Here is a 273-nt window from a genome sequence, read left to right as displayed (position 1 = left end):
AGCTGCTGCTCGGCCGAGCGGATGTCCGGACGCACGGCGAGCAGGTCCGAGGGCAGCCCGGCCGGCAGGTCGGGCAGCTCGGTCGTCGCCAGGGTGGCGCCGGCCGGCAGGTTCTCCGGGATCGGCTGGCCCACCAGCAGGGTCAGCGTGTTGGCGTCCTGGGCGCGTAGGCGGCGCAGCTGCGCCAGCGTGGCGCGCGCCGTCTCGACCAGCGAGGCCGACTGCTGCAGGTCGAGGTTCGGCGCGCGCGCCAGCAGGCGCGTGTCGCGCGGC

Annotated in this window: 1 pseudogene; it reads right to left on the bottom strand. The window is 76.9% G+C overall.

From position 1 onward, the window contains the following. Positions 1-273, bottom strand: a pseudogene (locus tag KVT32_RS30060) (multidrug transporter); the annotation flags it as partial.

The sequence above is a fragment of the Achromobacter sp. GbtcB20 genome (assembly GCF_019091095.1).
Lineage (GTDB): Bacteria > Pseudomonadota > Gammaproteobacteria > Burkholderiales > Burkholderiaceae_B > Achromobacter > Achromobacter mucicolens.
This window is presented reverse-complemented; position numbering and strand designations above follow the sequence as displayed.